This is a genomic window from Pseudomonas schmalbachii (assembly GCF_017589465.1).
Taxonomy (GTDB): Bacteria; Pseudomonadota; Gammaproteobacteria; order Pseudomonadales; family Pseudomonadaceae; genus Pseudomonas; species Pseudomonas schmalbachii.
In genome coordinates, this window is the sequence record NZ_JAELYA010000005.1 from 109,316 (window position 1) to 127,849 (window position 18,534).

Sequence of the window (18,534 nt, forward strand, 5' to 3'; positions counted from 1 at the left end):
GGATCACCACCAGTACTTTCCAAAATTCTCCGGGTTGGCCCAGAACTTGGCGTTCAGCCAGTCCGGGACCTGCTTGTATTCGTGCAGATCGTAGGTGAACAGCGTGAGGGTCTGCTGGTCGCGCTGGAAGCGTTCGCTCGCCTGCATGGCGAGGGCGAAGAAATCGGTTTCGCTGGTGCCGGCGGCGTTCAGGTCGACCAGCACGGCGACGCGGCTGCTGTTCAGGTTGCGGATGCCGCCCACCAGTTGCAGCGCGTCGCGGCGCGGCATGTGTTCCAGGCAATCGGCGAACAGCGCGAGGTCGTAGCGCTGTGCTGCCAGGTCCGCCGGCAGCGGGCCGGCCGGGGCCTCGGCCAGCAGGCAATCCGGGTGTGCCGCGCGGAAGGCCTCGACGGCGGGAATCCCGCTGGCGCCCACCAGCAGCAGGCGTTTCGGGGCGTAGCGGTCGAGCAGGGCGGCCAGGGCTTGTTGCGGTGTGCGGGTTGAAATCATGTCGTTCTTCGAAATACGTCATCGGATGCGCAGAGACTAGCGTGTGGCGTGCCCATGGCCTAGTGCTGGCGCATTTTCCAACGGCCGTCTTTACTCGGTAATGGTCGGTTCAGACCCGTTCAGAGGAGAAACTTTTATATGAGCATCACAAGGACCGCTTTACCCCTGTTGCTGGTAAGCAGTTTGCTCACCGGGTGCGCAGGGTTGCAGAAGTCCGACTGGCCGACCTGCGCGCTGGTCGGGGGTGTAGGCGGTGCCGGCCTCGGCGCCATTGAGAACAGCACCTGGGCTGGTTGGGGTGCGTTGATCGGTGGCGTTCTGGGCGCCTCGTACTGCTGGGTGCATGGTGCGGAAGAGCAAGTTGCGGCGGTCGAGCCGGCACCAGTGCCTGAACCAGCGCCTGTTCCGCCGAAAGAAGAGACTATCGTGGTGCGTGACCTGCACTTCGCCTTCGACTCGTCGAAGATCGACGCGCGGGACAAGGATCAGCTCGACACCATCGCCAATCGCCTGAAGGGCGAGGCCGCGAGTACCGAGCTGAACATCTCCGGGCATACCGACAGCGTGGGCAGCGATGCCTACAACCAGAAACTGTCCGAGCGGCGTGCCAACGCCGTCGCCAGCTACCTGGTCGATTCCGGTATTTCCGCCAGCAGCATCAAGTCGGTCACCGGATACGGCGAAACCCAGCCGGTCGCCGACAACTCGACCTCGGATGGCCGTGCGCAGAACCGTCGCGTGGAAATCCAGATCAAGCGTGAGTGATGCTGGACCTGTAGGGCACAACGGGGGCTTCGGCCCCCGTTGTCATTCCGCCACTAGCCTTGCCGGTCGGCTCCAGAGTATGTTCCGGTAAAAGAATAATTCGGGACTCTTCATGAAAGCACTGGTAGGTCTGGGCAAACTGGTTGCCCTGTTGTTCTGGCTGGCGGTGCTGGCCAATCTGGTTCATCCATTCGCACATCCTTTCGATACCCTGCTGAAGATCACTGGCGGCGTGGTGCTGGTAATCCACATCATCGAACTGCTGGCGTTCGGCAAGCGTCTGCAGGGTCGCCCGCATCCCTTGCTCGATCGCCTGCAGGTCCTGCTGTTTGGCGTGTTCCACATGCTGTCGCTGAAGGATGCAAAGGGAGGTTCGAATGCGTAAGGCGCTGGCCGGACTGGCCCTGCTGATGCCGCTGGCCTGCCTGGCCGCGGAGTCCATTCAGGTGGAAGCGAACACGGTGCTGCGTTTGCCGGCGAAGAGCGAGTCGCTGAGCCTCGACCGGGTCACCGTCGCGGAGCAGGGCGCATTGCTGATTCCGGCGCGGGTCAAGGTATTGCGCATCGAACACCTGCAGCTGGGCAAGAACGCCCGGCTTGGTGTGTTCCCCAATCAGGAACCGCTGCGCATCGAAGTGCTCGACGGCCAGCTCGCCGACGGCAGCGTGATCGCTGCCCAGGGCGCATCCGGCAGCTTCCAGAAACCGGCCAGTGCCGGGCGCAACCTGGTGCTGCATCTGCAGAACGTCGACGTGACCAATCTGCTGGTGGATGTGCGGGGCGGTGTCGGTGCGCCGGGTTTCGACGGCCTGGACGGTGCCGATGCGCGGGCTGGCGGCTGTTTGTGGGGCAGTTCGCAGGCCGCGGGCGACGGGCAGAACGGCGGCGATGGCCAGCCGGGAGCTGCCGGTGGCGTCGTGCGCCTGGAAGTGCCGCAGGGCTTCCCGGTGGAGCTGGTCAAGGTGCGGCTGGAAGGCGGTGTCGGCGGAGCGCCAGGCAAGCCGGGCAAGGGCGGGGCCAGAAGCGGGGAGCGCGGTTGCCTGATCTACAGTCAGTCCGGAGGCGTTGGTGGCCAACCCGGACAGCCCGGCGCCGCAGGTGCGGCGGGCACGGCTGGCAGGCTGGAAGTGCAGAACTTCTGACCTGCCAGCGCGGCAGGCTCACCAGTTCAGGCGAGCCGCACCGATCGCCACCACTGCCAAACCGATCAGCAGGTTGCCGCCGACGGTCTTGCGGATGCGGCCGAGCACCTCGCCGCCGGCAGGCCAGTCCTGGCCTTCCACGGCGCGGCGCAGTTCCGGCAGTTGCAACAGCTGTATGCGCAGGAACAGCGCCACCATCGCCACATAAAGGCCCATCATCACCTGCACGTGGCGCGGAGCTCCTGCAAAGCCGTTGAAGCTCAGGTGCAGCATGCCGACACCGGTGACCGGCAGCAGCACCACCGCGCCCCACACCCAGACGAAGAAGCGGCGGAACACCTCCAGCCACAGCTTCAGGCGCGCCGGCGGTTCCAGCGTGGCGACTGCGGCGGGACGCAGGATCATCCACGCGAAGAACATGCCGCCGACCCAGACCAGGGCGGCCAGCACGTGCAGGGCGTAAACGAAGGCGAAGGGTGTCATTGAGCGTTCTCCAGTGGCGGTTGGGGCGAAGCGCGATATGATAGCGACCCCTGATGAACTACTGAAAATTTATCCAGCTTCCGGATGTGTCCGCAGGACCGCTCCGGGGCCCGGGAACCCCATGCTCAGCAACGAACTCAAGGCCCAGATCCAGGGCGCCTATTCCCGCTTTCTAGAGGCCAAGGAGCTCAAGCCGCGTTACGGCCAGCGCCTGATGATCGCCGAAGTGGCGAAGGTCCTCGGCGTCATCCGCAGCGACGACGAAGGCCATCGCGAAGGCGAGCCCGCCGTGGTGGCGGTGGAGGCGGGGACCGGCACCGGCAAGACCGTGGCCTACAGCCTGGCCGCCATCGCCTGCGCCAAGTCCGCCGGCAAGCGGCTGGTGGTCGCCACCGCCACCGTCGCCCTGCAGGAGCAGATCGTCCACAAGGACCTGCCCGACCTGCTGCGCAACAGCGGGCTGTCCTTCAGCTTCGCTCTCGCCAAGGGTCGTGGCCGCTACCTGTGCCTGTCCAAGCTCGACCACCTGCTGCAGGAAGGCCAGGCGCAGAACGCCACCGCCCAGCTGTTCGAGGAAGAAGGCTTCCGCATCGACGTGGATGAGGCCTCCGGCAAGCTGTTCAACCAGATGATCGAACGCCTCGCCGGCAACCGCTGGGACGGCGACCGCGACAGCTGGCCGGAAGCCATCGACGACGCACACTGGGCGCAGCTGACCACCGACCACACCCAGTGCACCAACCGGCATTGCCCGAACTTCCAGCAGTGCGCCTTCTACAAGGCACGCGAAGGCATGACCAAGGTCGACGTGATCGTTACCAACCACGATCTGGTGCTGGCCGACCTCGCTCTCGGCGGCGGCGCCATCCTGCCCGACCCGCGCGACACCATCTATGTGTTCGACGAAGGCCACCACCTGCCGGACAAGGCCATCGGCCACTTCGCCCACTACACCCGGCTGCGCGCCACCGCCGACTGGCTGGAGCAAGTCGCCAAGAATCTCACCAAGCTGCTGGCGCAGAATCCGCTGCCTGGCGACCTCGGCCGCCTGATCGAACAGGTGCCGGAGCTCGCCCGCGAGATACGCACCCAGCAGCAGTTCATGTACACCGCCTGCGAGGAGATCGGCGATTTCCGCGCCGGCGAGGACATGGAAGGCCGCGACCGGCCCCGTCACCGCTTCCCCGGCGGGGTGATCCCGGAGCACATCCGCGAGATGGGCATCGAGCTGAAGAAGGGCTTCTCCCGCCTCACCGACCTGTTCACCCGCCTCACCGAGATCCTCAAGGACGCGATGGATGGCGAGGGCAGTGCCGGCGTCACCAGCTACCAGGCGGAGGAGTGGTATCCGCTGTTCGGCAGCCTGCAGGCACGGGCGCAGGGCAACTGGGAACTGTGGACCGCCTTCACCTGCGAGGACCCGCAGGACAGCCCGCCGATGGCGCGCTGGCTGACCCTGGCCGAGAGCGGCAGCTTCCACGACATCGAGGCCAACGCCAGCCCGATCCTGGCGGCGGAAACCCTGCGCCGCAACCTGTGGAACGTCGCCTACGGCGCCCTCGTGACCTCGGCCACGCTGACCGCGCTGGGCACCTTCGACCGCTACCGCATGCGCGCCGGCCTGCCGAAGAGCTCGGTGACCGCCGTCGTGCCGAGCCCGTTCCACCACGCCGAAGCCGGGTTGCTGCAGGTGCCCGACCTCAAGGCCGACCCGCGCGATGCGGCCGCGCATACCGCGGCGATCGTCCGCGATCTGCCGGCCCTGGTCGAAGGCGCCCGTGGTGCGCTGGTGCTGTTCGCCTCGCGGCGGCAGATGCAGGACGTGTTCGACGGTGTGGACCGCGACTGGCGCAAGCGCGTGCTGATCCAGGGCAACCTGTCCAAACAGGAGACGCTGAACAAGCACAAGTCGCGGGTCGATGACGGCGAGCCGAGCGTGCTGTTCGGCCTGGCCAGCTTCGCCGAGGGTGTGGACCTGCCGGGGGCCTACTGCGAGCACGTGGTGATCGCCAAGATTCCCTTCGCCGTGCCGGACGATCCGGTGGAAGCCGCGCTGGCGGAATGGATCGAGGCGCGCGGCGGCAATCCGTTCATGGAAATCGCCGTGCCGGATGCTTCACTGCGTCTGGTGCAGGCCTGCGGCCGATTGCTGCGTACCGAACAGGACCGCGGCACCATTACACTCCTTGACCGGCGCGTGGTGACCCAGCGCTACGGCAAGGCGATCCTCAACGCGCTGCCGCCGTTCCGCCGCGAGATCGCCTGATCGCGCAAGGAAACTTCGGGCGGACGCGCCGGTCGCACAATGCTCTCAGAGCCTGTTTACGATCTCGCGAGCTAGAGAAAAACAAGGCGAAAACAAGCGAAGATGCGGAGTTTACGATTGTAAATGAGCAGTCTGAGCTTGCTTTCAACGCAGTTTTTCCGACGCGCAGCAGATCGTAGACAGGTTCTCAACGAACGCCGGCCAGATGGGCCGGCAAGGTTCAAGGACCCGTTCGAATGATTTCTCCACGTTGGCATCTGTCGCTGCTGCTCAGCCTGACGCTGGCCAGCGCTCCCGGCTGGGCGGCCGGCGGCAACGAAACGCTGTTCAACTTCGTCAAGCCCATGGCCGTGGTCACGGTCGACACTGCCGGCGCCGACCTGCCCAGCACCACGGCCGAAGCCACTCCGGAAGGCGAGATCCTCCGTCGCGTGAATTTCAGCCCGGTGAAGCAGCCGACCCTGCGCCTGGCGCCGGCCAGCGGCAGCTGGGACTGGTCGCAGGCCGACAGCATGAGCCTGCGCATCCAGAACGCGATGGACTGGGCGCTGACCCTGGAGATCGATATCGAAGGCGTCGACGGCGCGCCCGGCCTGCATGCCACCGTGGCGCTGCCGGCCGGCCCGGCGCAGACCCTGCTGGTGCCGCTGCGACCGACCGCGCCGGAAATGTTCGGCATGCGCGCCGGCGTACCGATGCCGTTCAACCTCGGCGGCCAGCGCCTGCTGCTGGCGACGCGGGTCAGCGGCGAGCTGGAGCGGAGCAAGGTGGGCGCGGTGAAGATCTACCTGAGCGAGCCGAAGGCGGCCCAGGACATCCTCGTCGGCCGCTTCGGCACCCGTGCCGGCGGTGGCGAGCTGCAGAAGGCCTACAGCGGGATCATCGACGGCTTCGGCCAGGCCAGCCGTGGCGACTGGCCGGAAAAGGTCAAGAGCGCCGAACAGCTGGCCGCCGCCTGGAAGGCCGAGGGCGAGCAACTGCAGAAATGGCAGCGCGACCCGGCCCGCTACGACCGCTTCGGCGGCCTGCTCGGCGGCCCGGCTTTCGAGGCCAGCGGCTTCTTCCGCACCGAGAAGCGCAATGGCCGCTGGTGGCTGATTACCCCGGAAGGGCATCCGTTCTGGTCGCTCGGGGTCAACACGGTGAACGCCGAGACCAGCCAGACCTACGTCGAAGGCCGCGAGTACATGTTCGCCAGCCTGCCCAGGGACGGCGAGCCGCTGGCCGCCTTCTACGGCCAGAGCGACGACCGCAGGGGCGTCGGCGCGCAACAGGGGCGCCGCTTCGACCATGGCCGCTGGTACGACTTCTATGCGGCCAACCGCTTCCGCGCCAACGGCGGCCTGGACAGCGACGTGGCGGTCGAAGCCTGGCGCGAGCGCACCCTGCAGCGCCTGACCGGCTGGGGCTTCAACTCCCTCGGCAACTGGAGCGACCCGGCGTTCGCCACCGCCCAGCGCATGCCCTACAGCGTGCCGCTGTCGATCAGCGGCGACTATGCCACCGTCAGCACCGGCTACGACTGGTGGGGCGCGATGCCCGATCCGTTCGACCCGCGCTTCGCCATGGCCGCCGAGCGCGCCATCGCCATCGCCGCCCGCGATCATCGCGAGGACCCCTGGCTGCTCGGCTACTACGCCGACAACGAACTGGCCTGGGCCGGGCACGGCGACAGCCCGCAGGCGCGTTTCGCCCTGGCCTTCGGCGCGCTGAAACTGTCCACCGACAGCCCCGCCAAGCGCGCCTTCATCAAGCAACTGAAGGACAAGTACAAGGAGCACGAGGCGCTGACCCAGGCCTGGGGCGTTCCGCTCGCCGCCTGGGAAGACCTTGATGCTGCCGGTTACGAGGCACCGCAGCCGAACGAGGCGCACCCGGCAATCGCCGAGGACTACAGCGCCTTCCTGCGCCTGTACGCCGACCAGTACTTCAAGACACTGCGCGACTCGCTGAACTGGAACGCGCCGAACCACCTGCTGCTCGGCGCGCGCTTCGCCGTCAGCACGCCTGAGGCCCTGGCGTCCTGCGCGCAGTACTGCGACGTGCTGAGCTTCAACCTCTACGTGCCGAAGCCGCAGCTGGGCTACGACACCGACTACGTGCGCAGCCTGGACAAGCCGGTGCTGATCAGCGAATTCCACTTCGGCTCGCGCGATCGCGGTCCGTTCTGGGGCGGCGTCGCCGAGGTGTATAACGAGCAGCAGCGCGGCGAGAGCTACCAGCGCTTCCTCGCCGATGCCCTGAAGGACCCGCAGATCATCGGTGCGCACTGGTTCCAGTACCTCGACCAGCCGGCCAGCGGACGCCTGCTCGACGGCGAGAATGGCCATATCGGGCTGGTCGGCATCACCGACCTGCCGTTCGGCCGCTTCGTCGATGCGGTGCGCAAGGCCAACCTGCAGGTCGAGAAGGTTGTGCTGGAGGAGGCGAAGGCCGCGGCCGATGTCGCTCCCGAGGCTCCAACGAAAGACGCCGACAACCAGGACAATCAGCAAGACGATGCAAACGCGGCTGCCGTGCAATAGCGTCGCGTTCGACAGGAGTATCCAATGACCCCGCAAGGCCATTGCCACGAAGCCTTCACACCGGTTGCCGACGCCTTCGCACGGCTCTTCGACAATAACCAGGAGCGTGGCGCGGCGTTGTGCATCCAGGTCGGCGGCGAAGTGGTCGTCGATCTCTGGGCGGGCCGCGCAGGGCGGGAGGCGAGTCAGGAGTGGCAGGCCGACACCATTCTCAACCTGTTCTCCTGCACCAAGGCGTTCGCCAGCGTCGCGCTGCTGCAACTGGTCGGCGAGGGCAGGCTGGAGCTGGATGCACCGGTGGCGCGCTACTGGCCGGAGTTCGCCGCCGCCGGCAAACAGGGCATCACGGTGCGCCAGTTGCTCAGCCATCGCGCCGGGCTGCCGGCGTTGCACGGGATGCTCGCGCCCGAGGCGCTCTACGACTGGCAGACGATGACCGATGCATTGGCGGTGGAAGAGCCCTGGTGGGCCCCGGATAGCGCGCATGGCTATGCGCCGATCACCTTCGGCTGGCTGGTCGGTGAGCTGATTCGCCGGGTCGATGGCCGTGCTCCGGGTGACGCCATCGTGGCGCGGGTCGCCGAGCCGCTGGGACTGGATTTCCATATCGGCCTGGCCGACGAGGAGTTCCACCGTGTCGCGCATATCGCCCGTGGCAAGGGCATGCTGGGCGACGCCGCCGCCCAGCGCCTGTTCAGGGCGACCATCGGCGATGCCGCCGGCCTGCAGTCGCGTGCCTTCGGCAATCCGCCGTCGATCCTCACCAGTTCCAACAAGCCGGAATGGCGGCGCATGCAGCAGCCGGCGGCGAACGGCCACGGCAATGCGCGCTCGCTGGCCGGTTTCTACGCAGGTTTGTTGCAGGGCCGTCTGCTGGACGATGCCCTGCTGGCCGAGCTGACCCGCGAACACAGCATTGGCGAGGACCGCACGCTGCTGACCAGCACGCGCTTCGGCCTGGGCTGCATGCTCGACCAGCCCGACGTCGCCAACGCCACCTACGGCCTTGGCCCGCGCGCGTTCGGCCATCCGGGAGCGGGCGGCTCCATCGGCTTCGCCGATCCCGAGCGGCAGCTGGCCTTCGGCTTCGTCACCGCCACCCTCGGCCCCTACGTGCTGATGGACCCGCGAGCGCAGAAGCTCGCACGCATCGCCGGAGCGTGCATGTAGGTTGGTGCTGAGCGCAGCGAAGCCCAACATTGCCGGTCGTTGGGCTTCGCAAGCTCAGCGCCAACCTACGAAAGCGCCCCCGAGAAGCTCGCTGGAACTTTCCGTCGTCCTCCTTCCTCGAAGCTGTCCGCACCCGGAAAACGCGCCGTCCCGTCCGATGCCCGCTGTCCGCTCGTCAGTTCGCCAGTGAGTGGCGGCCAGCCGATACCACGCTTATCGAGTCATGCCCCTGCAGGAAGGTTTCGCTGGAGCATCGTGGAGGGCTGGTCCCGGCCATTCCCTGATCTATCCGTTCGATGGAGACCTTTCATGAACCTGCTCAAGATCGCGACCCTGTTCCTTTGCCTGGGCGTTGCCGGCTGCGGCTCCCTGCAGACTTCGGACGGCAGGCAGCCCGGCGACAAGGCGCAGAGTTCCAGCGCAAAGCGCTGGTGGCCGTTCGCCGAAAAGACGGAAGGACAGTCGTCGGTGACCGACTCGCAGAGCGGCATGGCCTGGCTCGACCAGCACGAAAAGCCGCTGCGTGAGGCGGTCGCCGGCAGCGATATCACCGTGGAGCGGCGCGACAACGCGCTGGTGCTGATCGTGCCGGTGGATTCCTCCTTCAATCCCAAGCGTCCCGAGATGCTGCTGCCGGCAGTGATCAACCCGATCGGTCGCGCGGCGAAGCTGGCGCAGGGCGATCCCCAGGGCGGCGTGCTGGTGGTCGGGCATACCGACAGCAGCGGCAGCAAGGCGGTGAACGACAAGCTCAGCATCGATCGCGCCCGCGCCGTGGCGTCGATCTTCCGTCTCAGCGGTATGGACGGGAATCGTCTGCGGCTGAAGGGCGTCGGTGCGGACCTGCCGCGGGCGGACAATTCCACCACCGCGGGCCGCGCCCTGAATCGCCGGGTCGAGGTGCTCTGGGCGTTGCGCGGCGTTCTGCCGACCCTGGCGCAGAGCGACGTTGTTCCATGACAAGCAGACGGGTGTGACACTGGTTAAGCTTAGAGCCTGTTTACGATCTGCTGCGCGTCGGCATAACTGCGTTGAAAACGGGCTCGGAAGCTACTTGTAGCTAACGCACTTTAGTGCGGCCCCGAAGGGGCGAGCGAAGCGAGTCATGCTCATTTACTGCGTGTAAACTCCGCTCCCTTGCCCGTTTTCGCCTTGTTCTGCTCTAGCTCGCGAGATCGTAAACAGGCTCTTAGGCACTTGTTCCGAAGGAGATGCCCGATGGCTCAGACCCTGGCCGATATGCGCCGCGAATACACCCGTGATGGACTCTGCGAATCCACTGCGCCAGCCGAACCGTTCAGCCTGTTCCACCAGTGGTTCGAGGATGCGGTGAAGACCGAGCAACTGCCGGTCGAACCGAACGCCATGACCCTGGCAACGGTGGACGAGCAGGGCCAGCCGCACTGCCGCATCCTGTTGCTCAAGGGGCTGGACGAGCGCGGTTTCACGTTCTTCAGCAATTACGACAGCGCCAAGGGGCAGCAACTGGCGGCCCGCCCGCTGGCGGCGATGACCTTCTTCTGGCCGGCGCTGGAGCGTCAGGTGCGGATCGAAGGGCGGGTAGAGAAAGTCTCGCCAGAGGAATCCGCCGCCTACTACCGCGTGCGCCCGCTGGGCAGCCGCCTGGGTGCCTGGGCATCGCCGCAGAGCCGGGTCATCGACGGACGCCAGGAACTGGAACGTCTGCTGGCGGAAACCGAAAAGCGCTTCGCCGATACGCCTCCCACCTGTCCCGACCACTGGGGCGGTTACCGCCTGCTGCCGAATCGCATCGAATTCTGGCAGGGGCGTCCCAGCCGCCTGCACGACCGCCTGAACTATCGACTGGAGAACGGGGTTTGGCTGCGCGAGCGGCTGGCGCCCTGAGTCATCCTCTGCTGCATGCGGCGGGCAGGAAATGCCCGCCGCTGCGTTTTTTCCCCGCCGGAATCGGCTGGCTTGCCAGCGAGCAGCCCGCGCCAATGGAGCTTTTCCGTGGCGTATGCTGGAAGTATCCACAGGGCCCGACTTGCACCCCGCGTGAGGTCGTCGAATGAAGATCGTCATCGCCCCCGATTCCTTCAAGGAAAGCCTTTCCGCACCGGAGGCCGCCACTGCCATTGCCAAAGGCTGGCGTCGTGCGATGCCGGCTGCCGAGATCGTCCTGCGGCCGCTGGCCGACGGTGGCGAGGGCACGGTGGATGCCGTGCTGGCGGCCAGGCCGGGCGATCGCCGCGAATGCCGGGTGCGCGGCCCGCTGGTGGGCCATCCGGTGACGGCGCACTGGGGACTGCTGGACGACGGCACGGCGGTGATCGAGATGGCCGCGGCCAGCGGCCTGCACTGGGTTTCCGAACGCAAGCGCGACGCCACCCGGACCACCAGCTACGGCACCGGCGAGCTGATCCGTGCGGCGCTGGAGGCCGGCGCACGCAAGATCATCCTCGGTCTCGGCGGCAGCGCCACCAACGACGCCGGGATGGGGATGCTGCAGGCGCTCGGGGTGCGCTTTCTCGATGTGGCCGGCAACGAACTGGGCGACGGCGGCGCGGTGCTGGCCGACCTCGCGGAAATCGACCTGAGCGGCATGGAGCCGCGGCTATTGCCGGTGGAGATCGAGGTCGCCGCGGACGTCGACAACCCGCTCTGCGGGCCGCGTGGCGCGTCGGCGGTATTCGGCCCGCAGAAGGGCGCCAGCGCTGCCCAGGTCGAACAGCTGGATGTCGCGCTGCAGCGCTTCGCCAAGGTGGCGGCGGCGACCCTCGGCGAGGATCACAGCCAGTTCCCCGGCGCAGGTGCGGCGGGAGGCCTGGGTTTCGCGGCGCGGGCGTTCCTCAAGGCGCGCTTCCGCCCGGGTATCGAGCTGGTTGCCGAGCTGTCGGGGCTGGACGAGGCGCTGCGGGGCGCCGATCTGGTGATCACCGGCGAAGGCCGGCTGGATGCGCAGAGCCTGCATGGCAAGACGCCGGTTGGCGTGGCGCGGATGGCGACGGCGGCCGGCGTGCCGGTGATCGCCCTGGCGGGCAGCCTGGGCGAGGGTTATGCACAGCTGCGTGACGCCGGCATCGCCGCGGCGTTCAGCCTGGCGCCCGGTCCGCTGAGCATCGCCCAGGCGTTTGCCCGGGCAGCCCAGGAGCTGGAGGCGCGGGCTGAGGAGCTGGCGCGCTTCTGGCTGGTCGCTCAGGCCGCGCGGTAATCCTTTGCCGCCTGCTCCAGCCAGACGGGCAGGTCGCGGCGGCGGACGCGTGCCTGCTTCGCTTCCTCCAGCCGCCGCAGCAGATACTCGCGCTTGGCCGGGTCATCGCCGGCCAGCGACAGCGCCAGGTCGCGGTCCATCCAGCGGCGGATGCGCCAGTAGATCCACCAGTGGAAATACAGGCCGGCGGCGGTGGTGACGATGATGATGAAGTAGTCCATGGTTTTTTCCTCAGGCGCAGGGGCACGCTAACCGATTCGCGACTCGCATTAAGCTGCCCTGGCGCAGGCATTTTCCTTTTCCATGAGCGAAAATGTTCAAAGCGAAGCTTGTGCGATGCCCGGCGTGACAGTCGGGCGTGCGGCGGAGTCTAATAGTGGAAGTATTTTCTGGAGGTTCCTCGTATGCGTAAACCCGCCCTGTTCGCCGTGACCTTCGTTGCACTGGCCATGACCCTTGGCGGTTGCCAGTCCAGCCTGACCGGCGACACCTACACCCGTGAGGAAGCACGGACCGTACAGAACGTCCGCATGGGCACCATCCAGGCGCTGCGTCCCGTGAAGATCGAAGGCACCAAGACCCCGATCGGCTCGGTTGCCGGCGCGGCCGTTGGCGGCATCGGCGGCAGCAGCATCGGTGGGGGCAAGGGCAGCTACGTTGCGGCGATCATCGGCGCCGTCGCCGGCGGCCTGATCGGTTCGGCCACCGAAGAGGGCCTGACCCGTACCCAGGGCGTCGAGATCACCGTTCGCGAAGACGACGGCAGCACCCGTGCCTATGTTCAGGAGGTCGACGAAGGTGCGGTGTTCCGTGTCGGCGAACGCGTACGCATCCTGACCGTCAATGGCACCAGTCGCGTATCGCACTGACCCCATCCCGCAGGCCGTCCTCCTTGGGCGGCCTCTTTCTTAGCGCGCGGCGGCCGGACACGGCTCCGCGCGCTATTGTTTCCGGATGTTTTATACCGGCGGCATACCCGGCGGGCATGATGCTTCCCCGGTGTGGTTCTTAGTAATAATTCATTCAATGACGATCATCCGATAGATAAGGATAATCGACGCCCCGATTTTCCGGGGGCGGTCCTGCCTGGCAGTGGCAGGTTACGGCCGAGGGATGAAAAAGGAGTAGGTCATGATTCTGGCGCTGATCGTTGCGCTGCCATTTCTGGGGATCCTTCTGCCGGTCCTGGCCGAGCGCCTGGGGCGCACCGCCTGTGCGGTCGCGGCGGCGCTGGTGCCGCTGGGCGGCCTGCTGCTGCTCTTCAGCCAGCGCGGGGTGCTGGCGGGGGAGACGCTGTTCGCCCGCCATGCCTGGCTGCCGGAACTTGGCTTCAACCTCAGCCTGCGCCTCGACGGCCTCGGCTTTCTCTTCGCCCTGCTGATCCTCGGCATCGGCCTGCTGATCATCCTCTACGCCCGCTACTACCTCTCCGATAAGGAGCCGATGGGGCGTTTCTTCGCCTTCCTGCTGCTGTTCATGGGCTCCATGCTCGGGGTGGTGCTGACGGAGAACCTGCTGCTGATGCTGGTGTTCTGGGAGCTGACCAGCCTGTCGTCGTTCCTCCTGATCGGTTTCTGGAACCATCGCTCGGACGCGCGCAAGGGCGCCCGCATGTCGCTGGCGGTCACCGGTGGCGGCGGCCTGGCGCTGTTCGCCGGCATCCTGCTGATCGGCCAGACCGTGGGCAGCTTCGAGCTGACCGATGTGCTCGCCGCACGCGATCTGCTGCAGGGCAGCGCGCTGTTCCCGGTGGCGCTGTGCCTGGTGCTGCTCGGCGTGTTCACCAAGTCCGCACAGTTCCCGTTCCACTTCTGGCTGCCCCACGCGATGGCGGCGCCGACGCCGGTTTCCGCGTACCTGCACTCGGCGACCATGGTCAAGGCCGGCGTGTTCCTGCTGGCGCGCCTGTATCCGCTGCTCTCCGGCAACGACCTGTGGTTCTACCTGGTCAGCCTGACCGGCCTCGCCACGCTGCTGATGGGCGCCTTCATGGCGCTGTTCCAGAACGACCTGAAGGGCCTGCTGGCCTACTCGACCATCAGCCACCTCGGCCTGATCACCCTGCTGTTCGGCCTCGACTCGCCGATGGCCAACGTCGCCGCGGTGTTCCACATCATCAACCACGCGACCTTCAAGGCTTCGCTGTTCATGGCCGCCGGGATCATCGACCACGAGACCGGCAGCCGCGACATTCGCCGCATCAACGGTCTGTGGAAATACATGCCACATACCGCCGTGCTGGCCATGGTGGCATCCGCGTCGATGGCCGGGGTGCCGCTGCTCAATGGTTTCCTCAGCAAGGAAATGTTCTTCGGCGAGACCCTGGCGCAGAACATGATGGGCAGCTTCAACTGGCTGATCCCGACGCTGGCGACCGTCGCCGCGCTGTTCTCGGTGAGCTATTCGGTGCGTTTCATCCACGACGTGTTCTTCAACGGCGAACCGGTCAACCTGCCCAGACAGCCTCACGAGCCGCCGCGCTACATGAAGGTGCCGGTGGAAATCCTGGTGTTCCTCTGCCTGCTGGTGGGCATGGTGCCGGGTCTCACCGTGGCGCCGCTGCTGTCCGCGGCCGCTTCCGCCAGCCTGAATGGCGAACTGCCGTCCTACAGCCTGGCGATCTGGCACGGCTTCAACCTGCCGTTGCTGATGAGCCTGGTCGCTCTGGTGGGTGGGGTGCTGCTGTATGTGCTGCGCAAGCCGCTGTTCGACTGGTATGCCGGCCTGCCGGCGATGGACGCCAAGCTGGTCTTCGAACAGCAGGTACAGCGCGTGGTGCGTGCGGCGCAATGGCTGACCCTGCGTCTGGAGAACGGCTCGCTGCAACGCTACGTGATGCTCCTGCTGCTGGCTTCGGCGGTGGTGGTGTTCGCCGGCATCGCGCCCTTGCCCCGGCTGTATGGCGAACGCCCGCTGAGCGAGCTGGACGGCATCACCGCGCTCGGTCTCGTCCTGCTGGCGCTGAGCGGGCCGCTGACCGCCTGGTTCCATCGCCAGCGCCTGGTCGCGCTGGTCATCCTCAGCGTCGCCGGCCTGCTGGTGGCGCTGGCCTTCGCCCGTTTCGCCGCGCCGGACCTGGCGCTGACCCAACTGGCGGTGGAAGTGGTGACCATGGTCCTGCTGATGCTGGCGCTGTTCTACCTGCCGACCCGCACGCCGAAGGAAACCAGCAGCCTGCGCAAGCTGCGCGACGTCGTCGTGGCGCTGTTCTGCGGGGTGATGGTGGCGCTGCTGGCCTACGCCGTGCTGACCCGCCCGTACGACACCATCGCCGGCTACTACCTGGACAACAGCATCGGCGGCGGGGGCGGGCACAACGTGGTGAACGTGATCCTGGTGGACTTCCGCGGCTTCGATACCCTCGGCGAGATCAGCGTGCTGGCCATCGCCGCGGTGGGCATCTTCGCCATGCTCGCCGGCCTGCGCCTGCCGCGCGCCGGGCAGGACAGCGAAGGGCGCGCCTGGAGCGCGGACCGCTTCCCGCCGATCCTCGCCGTGCTGTCGCGGCTGATGCTGCCGCTGGCGCTGCTGGTGGCGGTGTTCATCTTCCTGCGCGGGCACAACCTGCCGGGCGGCGGCTTCATCGCCGGCCTGATCACTGCGGTGGCGCTGATCATCCAGTACATCGCCTGCGGCAGCCGCTGGATGCGCACCCGCCTGCCACTGAACTACGGACGCATGGCTGGCATCGGCGTGATCGTCGCCGGGCTGGCCGGGCTGGGCAGCTGGGCCTTCGGCTATCCGTTCCTGACTTCGTCGTTCGGCCATTTCCACCTGCCGCTGGTGGGTGAGATCGAGCTGGCCACGGCGATGCTCTTCGACCTGGGCGTGTACCTGACGGTGGTCGGCGCGACCCTGCTGATCCTCTCCGGGCTCGGCGAACTGACGGCGCCGCCGGATGATGCGGCGCTGGCCAAGGAGGTGAATTGATGGAGGCACTGTTCGCCATCGCCCTCGGCATGCTCACCGCCAGCGGTGTGTACCTGCTGCTGCGGGCGCGCACCTTCCCGGTGGTGCTGGGGCTTACCCTGATTTCCTACGCGGTGAACCTGTTCCTCTTCGCCATGGGCCGCCTCGCCGGCGAACCGGCGGTGGTCGGCCAGGTCGCCAAGGCTGGTGATCCGATCCCGCAGGCGCTGGTGCTGACTGCCATCGTCATCGGCTTCGCCATGACCGCCTTCGTCATCGTCCTCGCCCTGCGCGGACTGGCCGAGACCGGCGACGACCACGTCGACGGCGACCGCGCCGACGCGGAGGGCGAGGAATGAATCACCTGCTGATCCTGCCGATCCTGCTGCCGCTGTTCAGCGGCTGCCTGCTGCTTGCCGCCTTCGGCGAGCGCCTGCAGCGCGGCGTCTCGTTGCTCGCCACCCTGGCCCTGCTGCCAGTGAGCGTGGCCCTGCTGCAGCAGGCAGCCGGCGGGCAGATCCAGTTCTACGCGCTGGGCAACTGGCAGCCGCCGTTCGGCATCATCCTCGTGCTCGACCGCCTGAGCGCGCTGATGCTGCTGGCCAATGGGCTGCTCGCGGCGTTCGCGCTGATCTACGCGGTGCGTGGCGACGATCGCCGCGGCAGGCATTTCCACGCGTTGTTCCAGTTCCAGTTGGCCGGCCTGAACGGCGCCTTCCTCACCGGCGACCTGTTCAACCTGTTCGTCTTCTTCGAGATCCTGCTGATCGCCTCCTACGGCCTGCTGCTGCACGGTGGCGGGGCAGGGCGGGTGCGCGCCGGGGTGCACTACGTGGTGCTCAACCTGGTCGGTTCGGCGTTCTTCCTGATCGCGGTGGGCGTGCTGTACGGCGTCACCGGCACGCTGAACATGGTCGACATGGCCCGCCACGTTGCCGCGCTGGGCGCCGAGCAGGCGCCGCTGGTGCGCGCCGCCGCGTTGCTGCTGCTGGTGGTGTTCGGCCTCAAGGCGGCGCTGCTGCCGCTGTACTTCTGGCTGCCGCGTTCCTACGCCGAGGCCAGCGCGCCGGTGGCGGCGCTGTTCGCGATCATGACCAAGGTCGGCATCTATTCGATCCTGCGCGTCTACACCCTGATATTCGGCGCCGAGGCCGGCGAGCTGGCCAATTTGGCGAGCGCCTGGCTGTGGCCGCTGGCCCTGCTCGGCATCGCCGTCGGCAGCCTGGGCGCCCTGGCGGCGACCACCCTGCAGGGGCTGCTGGCCTATCTGGTGGTGGTTTCCGCCGGCACCCTGCTGGCGGCGCTGGCGATGGGCAGCCAGGTGGCGCTGAGCGCAGCGCTGTACTACCTGCTGCACAGCACCTGGGTGGCGGGTGGACTGTTCCTCCTCGCCGATCTGCTTGCTCGCCAGCGCGGGGAGAAGGGCGGGCAACTGGTCCAGGGGCCGGCGCTGCTGCAGCCGCATGTGCTCGGAGGGCTGTTCTTCTTCGGCGCCATCGCGGTGGTCGGTCTGCCGCCGCTGTCCGGTTTCATGGGCAAGCTGCTGTTGCTGCGCGCCGCCAGCACGCCGGGGCAGACCTTGGCGCTGTGGAGCGTGCTGCTGGTCAGCGGGCTGGTCACCATCGTGGCGCTCAGCCGTGCGGGCAGCACGCTGTTCTGGCGCACCGGCCGCAGCATGCTGGATAGCGCCGAACGTGACGTGGTACGGCTGCTGGCGACCGTCGGGCTGCTGCTCACGGCGCTGCTGCTGATTCTTTTCGCCAGGCCGATGCTGGACTACGCCCAGGCGACCGCCACGCAATTGCTGGATGTCGAACTGTACCGGCAGGCGATTCTCGGAGGTGGCGCATGATCCGTCGCCTGCTGCCGCATTCGTTGCTCAGCGCCTGCCTGCTGCTGACCTGGCTGCTGCTGGTGAATGACTTCTCCCTCGGCCACTGGTTGCTCGGCGGGCTGCTCGGCCTGCTGCTGCCCTGGCTGTGCCGCGACCTGCTGCTGACGGCGCCGCGCATTCGCCGTCCGCTGCGCCTGCTGCGCTTCATCGGCCTGGTGCTGTACGACATCGTGGTCGCCAACCTGCAGGTCGCCCGGCTGGTGGTCGGGCCGACGCGGACGCTGCGTCCGGCCTTCGTGGAAATCCCGCTGGAGCTGACCGACGACCTGCCCATCACCATCCTTGCCAGCGTCATCACCCTGACGCCCGGCACGGTGTCCGCCGATCTCGCCGCCGACCGCCGCACGCTGCTGGTGCATGGCCTCGACGTGCCCGATCCGGCCGGCCTGGTCGCCGACATCAAGGCGCGCTACGAGGCGCCGCTGAAGGAGATTTTCCAATGATGCTCGGCTACGTGATTCCCACCTGCCTGGCGATGCTCGGGCTGGCGGTCGTGCTCACCGTCGCCCGGCTGATCCGCGGACCGGGCCTGCCGGACCGCATCCTGGCGCTGGACACGCTATCGGTGGAGGCCATCGCGCTGATCGTGCTGTTCGGAATCTGGAGCGGCTCGGGGCTGTACTTCGAGGCGGCGCTGCTGATCGCGGTGATGGGCTTCGTCAGCACGGTGGCGCTGTCCAAGTACCTGCTGCGGGGAGACATCATCGAATGAA

18 protein-coding genes are annotated in these 18,534 nt (G+C 67.1%); 15 read left to right on the plus strand and 3 right to left on the minus strand.

Annotated features, from left to right (window positions below; all coding sequences use genetic code 11):
- Nucleotides 1-3: 3 nt before the first annotated feature.
- Entirely contained in the window at nt 4-492 is a 489-nt protein-coding gene (locus JFY56_RS14070; protein WP_208314429.1) for a DUF6231 family protein, read from the minus strand.
- Nucleotides 493-630: 138 nt separating this feature from the next.
- On the opposite strand from JFY56_RS14070, the gene JFY56_RS14075 reads away from it, so the two are divergent.
- The 3 genes from JFY56_RS14075 to JFY56_RS14085 all read left to right on the plus strand — a co-directional run bounded on the left by JFY56_RS14075 (nt 631) and on the right by JFY56_RS14085 (nt 2,399).
- Entirely contained in the window at nt 631-1,257 is a 627-nt protein-coding gene (locus tag JFY56_RS14075) for an OmpA family protein (RefSeq protein ID WP_208314431.1), read from the plus strand.
- 112 nt (nt 1,258-1,369) lie between these two features.
- Complete coding sequence (locus JFY56_RS14080; protein ID WP_208314433.1) at nt 1,370-1,642, plus strand: DUF1145 domain-containing protein; 273 nt, start codon at nt 1,370-1,372, stop codon at nt 1,640-1,642.
- Nucleotides 1,635-2,399 carry a collagen-like protein gene (locus tag JFY56_RS14085; RefSeq protein WP_208314435.1) on the plus strand — a complete coding sequence of 255 codons (765 nt, stop codon included), beginning with the start codon at nt 1,635-1,637 and terminating at the stop codon, nt 2,397-2,399. The genes JFY56_RS14080 and JFY56_RS14085 overlap by 8 nt, the downstream gene beginning before the upstream one ends.
- 18 nt (nt 2,400-2,417) lie before the next feature.
- On the opposite strand, the gene JFY56_RS14090 is transcribed toward JFY56_RS14085, so the two are convergent.
- On the minus strand, nt 2,418-2,882 hold the full coding sequence (locus JFY56_RS14090) for a CopD family protein (RefSeq protein WP_208314437.1): 465 nt from the start codon (nt 2,880-2,882) through the stop codon (nt 2,418-2,420).
- A 121-nt stretch (nt 2,883-3,003) separates the two neighbouring features.
- On the opposite strand from JFY56_RS14090, the gene dinG reads away from it, so the two are divergent.
- The 6 genes from dinG to JFY56_RS14120 all read left to right on the plus strand — a co-directional run bounded on the left by dinG (nt 3,004) and on the right by JFY56_RS14120 (nt 12,018).
- Nucleotides 3,004-5,148: an ATP-dependent DNA helicase DinG gene (gene dinG / locus JFY56_RS14095; RefSeq protein ID WP_208314439.1), complete on the plus strand. Its 2,145-nt coding sequence runs from the start codon at nt 3,004-3,006 to the stop codon at nt 5,146-5,148.
- A 236-nt stretch (nt 5,149-5,384) separates the two neighbouring features.
- Nucleotides 5,385-7,673: a beta-galactosidase gene (locus JFY56_RS14100; protein ID WP_208314441.1), complete on the plus strand. Its 2,289-nt coding sequence runs from the start codon at nt 5,385-5,387 to the stop codon at nt 7,671-7,673.
- Between the two features lie 24 nt (nt 7,674-7,697).
- A complete protein-coding gene (locus tag JFY56_RS14105) occupies nt 7,698-8,843 on the plus strand; it encodes a serine hydrolase domain-containing protein (RefSeq protein WP_208314443.1) in 1,146 nt (381 codons plus the stop codon).
- Nucleotides 8,844-9,152: 309 nt separating this feature from the next.
- Entirely contained in the window at nt 9,153-9,803 is a 651-nt protein-coding gene (locus JFY56_RS14110; RefSeq protein WP_208314445.1) for an OmpA family protein, read from the plus strand.
- A gap of 258 nt (nt 9,804-10,061) precedes the next feature.
- Nucleotides 10,062-10,709, plus strand: coding sequence for a pyridoxamine 5'-phosphate oxidase (gene pdxH, locus JFY56_RS14115; RefSeq protein WP_208314447.1), 648 nt, complete (start codon nt 10,062-10,064; stop codon nt 10,707-10,709).
- 166 nt (nt 10,710-10,875) lie between these two features.
- Complete coding sequence (locus tag JFY56_RS14120; protein WP_208314449.1) at nt 10,876-12,018, plus strand: glycerate kinase; 1,143 nt, start codon at nt 10,876-10,878, stop codon at nt 12,016-12,018.
- Here the strand turns inward: JFY56_RS14120 and JFY56_RS14125 are convergent.
- On the minus strand, nt 12,003-12,239 hold the full coding sequence (locus JFY56_RS14125) for a hypothetical protein (protein ID WP_208314452.1): 237 nt from the start codon (nt 12,237-12,239) through the stop codon (nt 12,003-12,005). The two genes, JFY56_RS14120 and JFY56_RS14125, sit on opposite strands and share 16 nt — an antisense overlap.
- A gap of 183 nt (nt 12,240-12,422) precedes the next feature.
- Here JFY56_RS14125 and JFY56_RS14130 point away from each other — a divergent pair, with 183 nt between their 5' ends.
- The 6 genes from JFY56_RS14130 to JFY56_RS14155 all read left to right on the plus strand — a co-directional run bounded on the left by JFY56_RS14130 (nt 12,423) and on the right by JFY56_RS14155 (nt 18,533).
- A complete protein-coding gene (locus tag JFY56_RS14130; protein ID WP_208314454.1) occupies nt 12,423-12,887 on the plus strand; it encodes an outer membrane lipoprotein in 465 nt (154 codons plus the stop codon).
- A 262-nt stretch (nt 12,888-13,149) separates the two neighbouring features.
- Nucleotides 13,150-15,948: a monovalent cation/H+ antiporter subunit A gene (locus tag JFY56_RS14135; protein ID WP_208314456.1), complete on the plus strand. Its 2,799-nt coding sequence runs from the start codon at nt 13,150-13,152 to the stop codon at nt 15,946-15,948.
- Nucleotides 15,948-16,286, plus strand: a complete 339-nt coding sequence (locus JFY56_RS14140) for a Na+/H+ antiporter subunit C (protein ID WP_208314458.1) — start codon at nt 15,948-15,950, stop codon at nt 16,284-16,286. The genes JFY56_RS14135 and JFY56_RS14140 overlap by 1 nt, the downstream gene beginning before the upstream one ends.
- Nucleotides 16,283-17,779: a monovalent cation/H+ antiporter subunit D gene (locus JFY56_RS14145; RefSeq protein ID WP_208314460.1), complete on the plus strand. Its 1,497-nt coding sequence runs from the start codon at nt 16,283-16,285 to the stop codon at nt 17,777-17,779. Before JFY56_RS14140 ends, JFY56_RS14145 begins: the two co-directional genes overlap by 4 nt.
- Nucleotides 17,776-18,264, plus strand: a complete 489-nt coding sequence (locus tag JFY56_RS14150) for a Na+/H+ antiporter subunit E (protein ID WP_208314462.1) — start codon at nt 17,776-17,778, stop codon at nt 18,262-18,264. Before JFY56_RS14145 ends, JFY56_RS14150 begins: the two co-directional genes overlap by 4 nt.
- Nucleotides 18,264-18,533 (plus strand): K+/H+ antiporter subunit F, encoded by a 270-nt coding sequence (locus JFY56_RS14155; RefSeq protein WP_208314748.1) that lies wholly within the window; start codon nt 18,264-18,266, stop codon nt 18,531-18,533. The genes JFY56_RS14150 and JFY56_RS14155 overlap by 1 nt, the downstream gene beginning before the upstream one ends.
- Nucleotide 18,534: the final 1 nt, after the last annotated feature.

What these genes read in the sequence shown, in the direction of transcription:
- JFY56_RS14070 (WP_208314429.1), bottom strand. Translation starts at nt 492, where the DNA reads ATGATTTCAACCCGCACACCGCAACAAGCCCTGGCCGCCCTGCTCGAC.
- JFY56_RS14075 (WP_208314431.1), top strand. Translation starts at nt 631, where the DNA reads ATGAGCATCACAAGGACCGCTTTACCCCTGTTGCTGGTAAGCAGTTTG.
- JFY56_RS14080 (WP_208314433.1), top strand. Translation starts at nt 1,370, where the DNA reads ATGAAAGCACTGGTAGGTCTGGGCAAACTGGTTGCCCTGTTGTTCTGG.
- JFY56_RS14085 (WP_208314435.1), top strand. Translation starts at nt 1,635, where the DNA reads ATGCGTAAGGCGCTGGCCGGACTGGCCCTGCTGATGCCGCTGGCCTGC.
- JFY56_RS14090 (WP_208314437.1), bottom strand. Translation starts at nt 2,882, where the DNA reads ATGACACCCTTCGCCTTCGTTTACGCCCTGCACGTGCTGGCCGCCCTG.
- dinG (WP_208314439.1), top strand. Translation starts at nt 3,004, where the DNA reads ATGCTCAGCAACGAACTCAAGGCCCAGATCCAGGGCGCCTATTCCCGC.
- JFY56_RS14100 (WP_208314441.1), top strand. Translation starts at nt 5,385, where the DNA reads ATGATTTCTCCACGTTGGCATCTGTCGCTGCTGCTCAGCCTGACGCTG.
- JFY56_RS14105 (WP_208314443.1), top strand. Translation starts at nt 7,698, where the DNA reads ATGACCCCGCAAGGCCATTGCCACGAAGCCTTCACACCGGTTGCCGAC.
- JFY56_RS14110 (WP_208314445.1), top strand. Translation starts at nt 9,153, where the DNA reads ATGAACCTGCTCAAGATCGCGACCCTGTTCCTTTGCCTGGGCGTTGCC.
- pdxH (WP_208314447.1), top strand. Translation starts at nt 10,062, where the DNA reads ATGGCTCAGACCCTGGCCGATATGCGCCGCGAATACACCCGTGATGGA.
- JFY56_RS14120 (WP_208314449.1), top strand. Translation starts at nt 10,876, where the DNA reads ATGAAGATCGTCATCGCCCCCGATTCCTTCAAGGAAAGCCTTTCCGCA.
- JFY56_RS14125 (WP_208314452.1), bottom strand. Translation starts at nt 12,239, where the DNA reads ATGGACTACTTCATCATCATCGTCACCACCGCCGCCGGCCTGTATTTC.
- JFY56_RS14130 (WP_208314454.1), top strand. Translation starts at nt 12,423, where the DNA reads ATGCGTAAACCCGCCCTGTTCGCCGTGACCTTCGTTGCACTGGCCATG.
- JFY56_RS14135 (WP_208314456.1), top strand. Translation starts at nt 13,150, where the DNA reads ATGATTCTGGCGCTGATCGTTGCGCTGCCATTTCTGGGGATCCTTCTG.
- JFY56_RS14140 (WP_208314458.1), top strand. Translation starts at nt 15,948, where the DNA reads ATGGAGGCACTGTTCGCCATCGCCCTCGGCATGCTCACCGCCAGCGGT.
- JFY56_RS14145 (WP_208314460.1), top strand. Translation starts at nt 16,283, where the DNA reads ATGAATCACCTGCTGATCCTGCCGATCCTGCTGCCGCTGTTCAGCGGC.
- JFY56_RS14150 (WP_208314462.1), top strand. Translation starts at nt 17,776, where the DNA reads ATGATCCGTCGCCTGCTGCCGCATTCGTTGCTCAGCGCCTGCCTGCTG.
- JFY56_RS14155 (WP_208314748.1), top strand. Translation starts at nt 18,264, where the DNA reads ATGCTCGGCTACGTGATTCCCACCTGCCTGGCGATGCTCGGGCTGGCG.